Raw genomic sequence first — 8,388 nt, 5'->3', positions numbered from 1 at the left:
TTTTATTTTATTGCAATGTACTTAGTGGATTCTTATGCTACATTCCCTTAGGGTAGGGTTGCCAACGGATAGGTTATTGATAGGGTGAACATGCTCTTTTTATTGCGACAGCATAATTTTCTTCTTATTGGTTTTGCACTAAGCTGCTTACTTTGGTTAAGCGCGTGCAGTAGCAATACCTCTAATGCCAATCTACGCCATGAAGAAATCACGGGGGCTAATCCTGCTGCACAAGCTAATGAATTATTGCAAACAGATGTAAACCGCTTAACCACTATTAGTATGCGTAATAACCTGCATGGCCTTTACCAGCTGTTAACCAAGTTTTATAAACGCAATCCCCGTGAGTGGCGAAAAATTGCATCGACCCAACAGCAAGCGGAAGAGCTTATCCATCAAGCCATAGAGAATAATCAACGCTTACCTTGGTTAGAAAATCAAAATAGCATTGAGGCGCTCTACCTCGCCTTAGATCCTAGTTTCCAAGGTGATCGCGCTGGTACTTTAATTTACGCCCAAGCCCGTATGATTATTGATGCACACGGTGGGCATACCAAGTTTTATATTTCTGATGTGCTTAATGCAGAGTTTATTAATAATTCTGCACGCAATATTGAAATGTCGCTCTGGGTGCTACGTGATCGTAAAGATGCACAAGGACAGCCGTTATTACTTTCCAATGAGATATCTGAAAAAGGCTATAACGTAAGCTTTGCAATGGAATATGCCAAAATAATAGCTCGGCTTGACCTAGCTGCTTCTGTACTCGATGAGCGCTTTAGACGCCTAGGTGTGAATTATGTGCATAGCTTACTTTTTCTAACCTTACTCCCCATTCAATAAACTATTTAAACTATATAAAACTACAATACATATGCTAACTAGCTCAAGGAAAGTCTATGCCAACCTTTGGTAAACATGGCAAGTCAAATGTTGGTAATTTTACTTTTTTTACCTACAGGACTAGCCTGTGCTGATGTTTAGCTTTTTTAGTGTTAAAATAGGTTACTCATATTAAATTTTAGGTTTTTCAGCCTTTATGGCAATAATTTTATCTTTGATGGTTCATACTAGCCACTATAACTTAAAACTAAAAAGCACAGTGTTATATAAATTATATTGACCTCATATACCAATTATTTTTATTAAGATTAAAACGCTAGAACCAATATAAACATTGAACATTCTCAAGCGGTATGATTTAGATAATACTACCCAATACTCGAATCGAGATTCCGTTAGCCTGTATAATTATCTTAAATATTACAAAAGGATTGCTATATGACTTCTAATTATTCTGTCAGCCTGCACCCCCTTGAGCGTGAAGATCTATCTTTTGTCCATCAGTTGGATAACAATGCTAGCGTTATGCGCTACTGGTTTGAAGAGCCTTATATGGCTTTTGTGGAGCTTGCAGAGCTATATGATAAGCACATACATGACCAAAGTGAACGCCGCTTTGTAGTTGAAAACAATGGCGTAAAGGTAGGTTTAGTTGAATTGGTAGAAATTGACCATATTCACCGCAGGGCTGAGTTTCAAATTATTATTAGTCCTAGCCACCAAGGTAATGGTTATGCCAGCCAAGCAGCCCATTTAGCCTTAGAGTATGGTTTTAGCGTGTTAAATCTTTACAAACTTTATTTGATTGTAGATAAAGAGAACGTTAAAGCCATCCATATCTATAAAAAGCTAGGTTTTCACATGGAAGCTGAATTAATAGATGAGTTTTTTATAAATGGTAGTTATCGAAATGCAATTCGTATGTGCATGTTTCAGCATGAGTATTTTGCTTTAAAAGCAAAAAATGCGAGTTGATTTAACTGTTTGCCGCTGTATATTGCCCAGCAGCAACTATGGCTGAGTTAATAGCATTTCGTGCTTGTGGACTATTTTTCCAACAACTAGCGCTAAGCATTCTAGCAACCGTCTGCAGTATTTCATTGGCATCGGCTTGGGCTAGCTGCTTAAGCTGAGTAAAGCCAATTTGTTCTAAACGCGCTATTACTGTTGGGCCAACCCCTTTTACTTGTAATAAATAGGCTTTTTCCTGCTCAGAAAATGGCATCAATAAAAATCCTTGTTCGCTTAAACGCATAAAAAACCATTTATAAAAAGCCCTAAATCAGCATGATCCAGGGCTTTCACTGTATTTTTTACTGTAAACGAGGCGTTGCTTGCATCCCCATTTTAGTTGCTAGCTCACTGCTGATACTTGCACCTAATTTTTTCGCAAAACGATCTAAAGGGCTGTCTGTTACCGTGTAATTCACCAGGCGGCCTTCTGGAATTTTCGCTACATCACGCGCGACATAGCTACTGCTACCTAAACCGTCAATTAAGCCCATAGTTAATGCTTGCTCGCCTGACCAAATCAAACCGGAAAACAAATCAGGGGTTTCTTTTAGGCGATCTCCACGGCCTTTTTTCACTACCTCAATAAATTGTTTATGCACAGTGCCCAGTACGCCATCCCAAAATTGAGCTTCGTCTTGTTTTAACGGCTGGAAAGGGTCAAGAAAAGCCTTATGCTCACCGGATGTATAAGAACGACGTTCAACGCCTAGTTTTTCCATTGCACCAACAAAGCCAAAGCCTGCACCAGTAACACCAATAGAGCCTACTAAGCTTGCTTTGTCAGCGTAGATTTGATCCGCTGCACTGGCAATATAATAAGCACCAGAAGCGCCAATATCAGTAATCACCGCATAAACTTTAATATCCGGATGTAGGGCACGTAAACGATTAATTTCATCATATACATAGCCTGACTGAACAGGGCTGCCGCCAGGGCTATTAATACGGAAAATAATGGCTTTAACATCTGGATTTTTGTAGGCATTACGCAATGCACCAATGATACGATCAGCACTGGCATCTTCATTATCTGCTATCACACCACGAATTTCGATCACTGCGGCATGCTCACCTGTTGCTTCATTTGTGGCATTCATACCTGCAACAAAGGTCAATAAGATCACAAATAAATAAAGAAAGGTTAAGGACTTAAATAAAATTCCCCAACGTCGCGAGCGACGCTGCTCAACGGTGCTTGCTAGAACGGCTTTTTCTAGTAGTAGCCATGCTTTTTTTTCTTGCTTGTCATCTTGCGGTGGCAGATCAAACATGAAGATATCCTTACTAAGCGTTAATTATGCTGCTCTAACCAAGTCAGCAATTCAGAAAAATGATTTATACAAGCCACAGGCTGCTCTTGCGTTAGCTGGCTCAGCGATTGAGCACCATAACTTACAGCAATACTCGCCATTTTAGCATTAGTTGCCATTTGTAAATCGTAAGCTGAGTCACCAATCATAACAGCCTGATTAGGGGCTAACTGAAAATGCTGGAGAATTTCCTCTAACATCTGAGGGTTGGGCTTACTCTGGGTTTCATCGGCACATCGGGTGATGTCAAAAAAATCACTCATGCCATGCCCTTGCAAAATTCTATCCAGCCCTTTACGGCTCTTACCAGTAGCTACCGCTAAAAAATAACCCTGTGTACGCAACACCTCTAGAAGCTCAGGTACTTGTGGGTAAAATGCTGAAGGCGTGCTTTCTAAGTGAATATAAAAATCACTGTAAAACTGCAAAAAACGTCCACGTAGATCAAGGTCATCCGCATGCTGAGGATAAAGCACAGCAAAGGCTTTGTTTAGGGAAAGCCCAATAATATTGCGAATGCTTTGATCATCTTGCGCAGCTATATTAGTTTTCTGCTCAGCATAGTGCATAGCCGCCACAATGCGCTCAATTGAGTCAACTAAGGTGCCATCCCAATCAAACACCAGTAACTTAATCTTCGCCAACGAGTTTCTCCAGCGTTTCCTGCCACATGGTTTCTACAGGCGCTTCCAAGGTCAAGTGAGTGCCATCCGCCAAGGTAACGGCTAAGCCAACAGCATGTAAAAATAAACGCTTACCGCCTAGCTGACGTATCTCTTTAGTGAAATCATCGTCGCCATACTTTGCGTCACCGGCTATTGAATGCCCTGCATAACGAGCGTGCACTCGGATTTGGTGTGTTCTACCTGTAATAGGGCTAGCCTCTACCAAGGTGGCAAAATTGCCAAAGCGGCGCACCACTTTAAAGGTTGTGAGTGCTTCTTTGCCTTCTGGATTCACCTCAACCATGCGTTCTCCAGAACGCAAATTACTTTTCAACAAAGGCGCTGCAACCTGTTTGCGCGAGGCGGGCCAACTACCTCTGACCAATGCTAAATAGCGTTTGGTGATGCCGTCACCTCGCAACTGTTCATGCAAATAACGTAACATACTACGCTTTTTGGCGACCATGAGTAAGCCTGAGGTGTCACGGTCAAGACGGTGAACCAGTTCGAGTTCTGTGTATTTAGGATAAATCTGCCGTAATGCTTCTATCACCCCATAATTCAAGCCGCTACCGCCATGTACCGCAATGCCTGCTGGTTTATTTAAGACAATCAAGGCTTTATCTTCATAAACAATGGCCGCTTGCAAGCGATCTAATAGCCCTTGCGCAATAGGTGCAGGCTCATCCGTTTCGTTCACACGAATAGGCGGCACACGCACCACATCACCGGCCTTTAGTTTGTAATCTGGCTTGATTCTGCCTTTGTTTACACGCACTTCACCCTTACGCAAAATGCGATAAATCATCGTTTTAGGCACACCTTTTAAACGTGTGCGTAAAAAATTGTCGATACGCTGACCTTCAAGGCCCGGCGCAACCTCAAGTAGCTGTACGCCAGTTGAGATTTGAGTAGTAGTATTCGTCATATGTGTAGGATACAGATTTCTAGCAATTGAAGCACCCGCAACTTACTGTTATATTCCAAGCTCTCGTTGTTCTATTCACTCGATGTCTGAATTGCATAAACGTGCATAGATACTGTTAATCAAGCTCAACGATGGTCAAAGGTGTCGGGCTACCTTCTTTTGCCAACTGCAAAAGCAAATGCGTCCCGAAATTTAGTGTGCTGCTGCACTCTATTATTGCAGCAGTTTAGATAAACCGCTCTTGGAAAGCTTAGAGCAACACCCGATTTATCGAAGGATCTGTGTAGGGTGGAGATGTACATTGTTGGTTCTGCGTTTGTTTGATTTTTTAACTAGACGTTTCATCACGTCCGCGAATAGACATGATCCCTCCTCCTATTAATTTTGTTTGCCCCAAACAGCAAACAAGGAGACGCTGTCGCGACCTGCGCTTATATTAGGCTCAAGGTAAGCTAGACACGGCGAGCATTTCTCGCTGCGCGCCCCTCACTCCCCTCTTAAGGTCGTGTGTGCACTAACTTTTCCGAGATTTCGGAAATTTTGGTACATCATGAAAAGAATGTTAATTAACGCAACTCAACCTGAAGAGTTGCGTGTCGCCTTAGTTGATGGGCAACGCCTGTTCGACCTCGACATTGAATCAGGCGCCCGTGAGCAGAAGAAAGCCAATATCTACAAAGGTGTTATTACACGCGTAGAGCCCAGCTTAGAAGCTGCATTTGTGAACTTTGGTTCAGAACGCCATGGCTTTTTACCATTAAAAGAAATTTCACGTGAATACTTCCATAACGGTTATGACGGCAATGGCCGCATCAACATTAAAGATGTGATCAGTGAAGGTCAGGAAGTTATTGTTCAAGTTGAAAAAGAAGAGCGTGGTAATAAAGGCGCGGCCTTAACGACCTTTATCAGCTTAGCTGGTCGTTACATGGTACTGATGCCCAATAACCCACGTGCTGGTGGTATTTCTCGCCGCATTGAAGGCGACGAGCGGGCTGAGTTACGTGAGGCCATGGCTGGTTTAAATACACCTGCTGATATGGGTCTTATTGTCCGTACGGCAGGCTTAGGTCGTGGTACAGAAGAACTACAGTGGGATTTAGACTACTTAGTAAAACTATGGACTGCGATTAAAAGTGCATCCGATAGTCAAGTAGCCCCCCGCCTGCTTTATCAAGAAAGCAATGTGATTGTTCGTGCTATCCGTGACTACTTACGTCAAGACATTGGCGAAGTACTAATTGATACCGTTGACGCGCAAAACGATGCTTTAGATTTTATTTTGCAAGTTATGCCGCAGTATGCCAGCAAAGTAAAACTGTATGAAGATAGCGTACCTTTATTCAACCGTTTCCAAATTGAAAGCCAAATTGAAAGTGCTTTCCAACGCGAAGTTAAACTACCTTCCGGCGGCGCACTGGTTATCGATCCAACGGAAGCATTGGTGTCTATTGATATCAACTCTGCCCGCGCAACCCGTGGTAGCGATATTGAAGAAACCGCATTACAAACCAACCTTGAAGCGGCTGAAGAAATCGCGCGTCAACTGCGCTTGCGCGACATTGGTGGTTTAATTGTAATCGACTTTATTGATATGACACCGGCGAAAAACCAACGCATGGTGGAAGATCGTATGCGTGAATGCTTAGAAATCGACCGCGCCCGTGTGCAAATTGGCCGTATTTCTCGCTTTGGTTTGTTAGAGATGTCGCGCCAACGCTTACGTCCATCGCTTGGAGAAACCAGCGGTGTGGTCTGCCCTCGTTGTAATGGGCAAGGTGTAATTCGTGATATTGAATCTATTTCTTTAGCTATTTTGCGCCTAATTGAAGAAGAAGCCCTAAAAGAGCGCACTGCTGAAGTACGTGCTCACGTGCCTTTGCATGTTGCTGCCTTCTTACTAAACGAAAAACGCGTAAGCTTATTAAAAATTGAGCTACGCAGTAAAGTTCGTATTTTTGTTATCCCAGATGAACACTTTGAAACACCTAACTTTGAAGTTGTGCGTCTACGTGATGATAGCCCTGAGCTAACTAATAATGTCTCTAGCTACGAAATGGCATTAGAAGAAAGCGAAGAAGCGCCTCAACCATTAAGCTCAACGCGCACATTAGTGCGCGAAGAGGCCGCAGTTAAAGTAGTTCCTAGCGAACGTCCGTCTATACCTACGGCAGCTAAAACGGCAGAACAACCGAGCATGTTTAAAGGCTTAGTTCGCTCTTTAGTTAATTTATTTGCAGGCAGCAAAGAAGAAGCCCAGCCTGTTAAAACAGCGGAAACCACAAGCAACGCTAAACCGCAAGAACGCCGCCCAGCTCGTCAGCCGAACCGCCGCCGTGAAAACCCTCGCAATAACCGAGGCAATCGCAATGAGCGTGACGACGAACGCAGCAGTAATCGTAATGAGCGCGAGCAAGAAACACAAAATTCACGCCCAGAACGTAATCATGAGCGTAGCCAACAACGTGATCAGCAACGCGAAGAACGTCAGTCACGCAAACAACCTCGTGAGGAGCAACGTCATAATAACGAAGATACAGCTGAAACCACTAATACCGCGCCTACCCGTCGCGACCGCCCTCAGCGTGAAGAGCGTAAACCACGTGAAGAAGCCAAAGTGGATGTTGATATCAATGATGATTTGCTAGATAACGAACAAGACGATGACAGCCAAGATGATCGCCCTCGTCGTCGCTCACGCGGACAACGCCGCCGCAGCAATCGTCGCGAGCGTCAACGTGATGACCAGGTAGAAGCATCAGTAGAAGAAACTACTCCAGCAACAGATGAGGAGCAAACTCAACCTGTTGAACTGCAAGAGACTAGTAATAGCCTAACGACAACTGAAGACAGCAAAACCTTTGAGCGACCAGCTCGCCGAAATCGTTACCGTGAACGCAATAACGATGGTATTGCAGCAGAGGAAAATACTGAATCAACAGCCGAGCCAGAAGTGATTGCTCCTGCTGCTTCACTAGAAGCCACTGCAGAGCCTATCGCCACACAAGCAGCGAGCGTTGTAGAAGCTCAAGCAACGATAGCTACGCCAGTTGAAACAGCAACGCCAGAAGTACAAGCTTCTATTGAGACTCGTACAGAAACACTGGACTCACCTGTGACTGAAAATAAAGCTGATTCTCAGCCAGCTCAGGCCGCTGCACCTGTTATTGAGCACTCATCTACTCCAGCACCAGTACTAGAAACACCAGCTAAAGTAGAAGAAACGCCTGTAACCACACCAACTTTCACTGGTCGCGCGCTCAATGACCCTCGTGAACGCCGCCGCTTAGAGCGTGAAGCTAAAGCCAAGGCTGCGCTGGCTCAAGACAATACTACTGTTGCTGAGACAGCGCATAACGCAGTTACTACAGCCGCAGTAACTACGCCAGTAGCGGATTCAACACCTAGCCAGAATAACCAGTCAGTTATCGAGGTTGAAGTGGCTGAGCAAAACGTTGATGGTGTAAGCAGCTATGAAACAGTAGCGGTTATCAAACACCAAGACGCTTCTGTCATTCAAGAGGAAGTCAATGTTGAGTTAACTGAGCAACCTAGCTTGTTAGATTCAACAGCGACAAGCGAAGAAGACAAGCCTCAACAGTAATCTGCAACAAACAAAAAAGGGGGA

7 protein-coding genes are annotated in these 8,388 nt (G+C 43.9%); 3 read left to right on the top strand and 4 right to left on the bottom strand.

The features are described 5' to 3' along the window. Window positions 1–90 precede the first annotated feature (90 nt). On the top strand, window positions 91–843 hold the full coding sequence (locus VQ643_RS14325; protein ID WP_414200666.1) for a hypothetical protein: 753 nt from the start codon (window positions 91–93) through the stop codon (window positions 841–843). Between the two features lie 438 nt (window positions 844–1,281). Further along, complete coding sequence (gene speG / locus VQ643_RS14320) at window positions 1,282–1,818, top strand: spermidine N1-acetyltransferase (protein ID WP_414200664.1); 537 nt, start codon at window positions 1,282–1,284, stop codon at window positions 1,816–1,818. Window position 1,819: 1 nt separating this feature from the next. On the opposite strand, the gene VQ643_RS14315 is transcribed toward speG, so the two are convergent. Genes VQ643_RS14315 through rluC form a run of 4 tightly spaced genes read right to left on the bottom strand, consistent with a single transcriptional unit; the run spans window position 1,820 to window position 4,760 of the window. Continuing rightward, window positions 1,820–2,098, bottom strand: coding sequence for a helix-hairpin-helix domain-containing protein (locus tag VQ643_RS14315; protein ID WP_414200661.1), 279 nt, complete (start codon window positions 2,096–2,098; stop codon window positions 1,820–1,822). A gap of 58 nt (window positions 2,099–2,156) precedes the next feature. Then, window positions 2,157–3,128 carry a S49 family peptidase gene (locus VQ643_RS14310; RefSeq protein ID WP_414200659.1) on the bottom strand — a complete coding sequence of 324 codons (972 nt, stop codon included), beginning with the start codon at window positions 3,126–3,128 and terminating at the stop codon, window positions 2,157–2,159. 20 nt (window positions 3,129–3,148) lie between these two features. Further along, the gene (locus VQ643_RS14305; RefSeq protein ID WP_414200656.1) at window positions 3,149–3,811 is read right to left on the bottom strand and encodes an HAD-IIIA family hydrolase; all 663 of its coding nucleotides are present in this window, start codon (window positions 3,809–3,811) and stop codon (window positions 3,149–3,151) included. Further along, window positions 3,798–4,760: a 23S rRNA pseudouridine(955/2504/2580) synthase RluC gene (rluC, locus tag VQ643_RS14300; RefSeq protein ID WP_414200654.1), complete on the bottom strand. Its 963-nt coding sequence runs from the start codon at window positions 4,758–4,760 to the stop codon at window positions 3,798–3,800. Before rluC ends, VQ643_RS14305 begins: the two co-directional genes overlap by 14 nt. A gap of 550 nt (window positions 4,761–5,310) precedes the next feature. Between rluC and rne the strand changes: the two genes are divergently transcribed. Then, window positions 5,311–8,364 (top strand): ribonuclease E, encoded by a 3,054-nt coding sequence (rne, locus tag VQ643_RS14295; protein ID WP_414200652.1) that lies wholly within the window; start codon window positions 5,311–5,313, stop codon window positions 8,362–8,364. The last annotated feature ends 24 nt before the right edge of the window (window positions 8,365–8,388 follow it).

Origin of the sequence: Pseudomonas sp. F1_0610 (assembly GCF_047470865.1) — a bacterium.
GTDB lineage: Bacteria > Pseudomonadota > Gammaproteobacteria > Pseudomonadales > Pseudomonadaceae > JAZDRH01.
Note: the sequence above shows the minus strand (reverse complement) of the source record. Positions and strands in the feature narration are given on the sequence as shown.